The sequence below is a fragment of the Microcoleus asticus IPMA8 genome (assembly GCF_013179805.1).
Lineage (GTDB): Bacteria > Cyanobacteriota > Cyanobacteriia > Cyanobacteriales > Microcoleaceae > Microcoleus > Microcoleus asticus.
Map to the genome: position 1 here is coordinate 1 of NZ_SRRZ01000275.1, position 2,100 is coordinate 2,100.

Consider the following 2,100-nt stretch of genomic DNA (forward strand, 5'->3'; position numbering starts at 1 on the left):
AATTATTTTTGATGACTATCTACCCAAATGGAATTATCGTGCAGTTCCGACTATTTAGCAGACGCTAAAGTTATTAAATTTTCATTCCTAACAATGGTGCAACTAAATATTGTAGCATTAGTTGAAATCTCGCATTTATTTTTGCAGGGAATGCGGCAGCGAAAATCAGGAAGTATTATCAATGTTGCCTCCCTCGCAGCTTTTCAACCGATGCCGTACTTGTCAATGTATGCAGCTACTAAAGCCTTTGTTTTGAGTTTCAGCGAGGCACTTTGGGCGGAAAACAAAGATTTAGGAATTGGCGTTTTGTGTGTTTGTCCAGGGCCGACTAAATCGGACTTTGCTGCAGTAGCTGAATTTCCGAAAGATCTGGCATCCAGCAGCGGGCAAAAACTCGTTCCTGCTGCGGAAGTAGTGCGAGATGCTTTGAAAGCCTTAGACAAAAATGAGTCTAATTTTGTGACAGGGGGAATTGCAAATCAAATTGTTGCAAATATGCCTCGATTGATGCCGCGAGAACTTTTGGTGAAGTCGGTAGGAAAGCTGTTTCGGGCGAAAGAGGAATAATCGCGATCGTTGACAATATAAATAAACCCGCCCCCACCCAAGGATAAACATTCGATCGCCCCTCACCCAAATTTTTCCAAAAGTCGATCGTACATTCGGGCTACCAAAATCCCCGCCACCAAAATCCCCGACGCTACCCCACAAGTCCGCCGGGGGTTGAAACCCCCGTCTCATAGCGAAAGTCCTCTAAAAGAGGACTGAAAAGCAAATTAAATAAACAATCAAGTATTTGTCACCATAATCGAGTATTTGTCACCATTCTTCAGTCGGTTTCAACCGACTTTAGCTATGAGACAGGGGTTTCAACCCCTGGCGGACTCGCGGACAAACAAACGACCCCCTGGACAAACCATCGCACCGAGGGACAAACCATCGCGCCGACGAATAAAGGATAAATCCCCGTGGTGTTGCAAATATTGTCGCCCAAATGCGAGAACCCTACAAAAAACTTGGCATCGCCCGCCCCAAACAGATGAGTTTCACCGATAATAAATTAATGGATCGAACCATCCCAAATCCCAAATCTCCATGAACTCTGAACGCCAACAAGCCTATCTCAACCTGATAAATCAACTGCTAACCTGTCCCAGCGGCGATGAAGCGCAGGTATTAAAGACTCACCCGGAATTGCTGGATGATGGCTTGGTGGCGGCAATGCTAGAAGAGGCAGAGAATTTCAGAAAAAAAGGCGAACTAAAAAACGCTAATCGGTTGAAATATTTTGCAGGGCTACTGGGTAAGGTGGATGGCGACTTTCTAGGAGGAATTGCACTGCAAGCAGACAGAGTGTTAAAACAAGGAATTCAGCAGCATAAACTCAGTCAATTTCGAGAAGCTTTGCAGTCTTGGGAAAAGGCATTAACTATCTATCGGGAAATCGGAAATCGCCAAGGAGAAGCTAATTCCCTCGGCAGTTTGGGCAATGCTTACCTTTTCCTAGGGCAATTCCACAGGGCGATCGAATTTCACCAACAGTCTTTAAAGATTAAACGGGAAATCGGAAATCGCCAAGGAGAAGCTAATTCCCTCGGCGGTTTGGGCTCAGCTTACGATTCCCTAGGGCAATTCCACAGGGCGATCGAATTTCACCAACAGTCTTTAGAGATTTAACGGGAAATCGGAGATCGCCAAGGAGAAGCTAATTCCCTCGGCGGTTTGGGCTCAGCTTACCTTTTCCTAGGGCAATTCCACAGGGCGATTGAATTTCACCAACAGTCTTTAGAGATTTCACGGGAAATCGGAGATCGCCAAGGAGAAGCTAATTCCCTCAACGGTTTTGGCAATGCTTACTATTCCGTAGGGGAATACCAGAGGGCGATTGAATTTTACCAACAGTCTTTAGAGATTTCACGGGAAATCGGAGATCGTGATGGAGAAGCTGCTTCCCTCTGCAATTTGGGCGTAACTTACGAATGCCTAGGGCAATTCTACAGGGCGATTGAATTGGGAGCATCCCGGTTTTGCGCTTTTGAGCATCAAACGGATATTGATCCGTTAAGGTAGGCGCACCGAAGCTTAAGCATTTGATTGACA

The 2,100-nt window shown here is 45.7% G+C and carries 3 protein-coding genes; all 3 read left to right on the forward strand.

The annotated features are described in order from the left end of the window. Positions 1 to 93 precede the first annotated feature (93 nt). The 3 genes from E5S67_RS31755 to E5S67_RS33850 all read left to right on the forward strand — a co-directional run bounded on the left by E5S67_RS31755 (position 94) and on the right by E5S67_RS33850 (position 2,070). Positions 94 to 567, forward strand: coding sequence for an SDR family NAD(P)-dependent oxidoreductase (locus tag E5S67_RS31755; RefSeq protein WP_246277093.1), 474 nt, complete (start codon positions 94 to 96; stop codon positions 565 to 567). Positions 568 to 1,095: 528 nt separating this feature from the next. After that, positions 1,096 to 1,677, forward strand: a complete 582-nt coding sequence (locus E5S67_RS33845; protein WP_246277094.1) for a tetratricopeptide repeat protein — start codon at positions 1,096 to 1,098, stop codon at positions 1,675 to 1,677. Between the two features lie 6 nt (positions 1,678 to 1,683). Then, positions 1,684 to 2,070, forward strand: a complete 387-nt coding sequence (locus E5S67_RS33850; protein ID WP_339382814.1) for a tetratricopeptide repeat protein — start codon at positions 1,684 to 1,686, stop codon at positions 2,068 to 2,070. Positions 2,071 to 2,100: the final 30 nt, after the last annotated feature.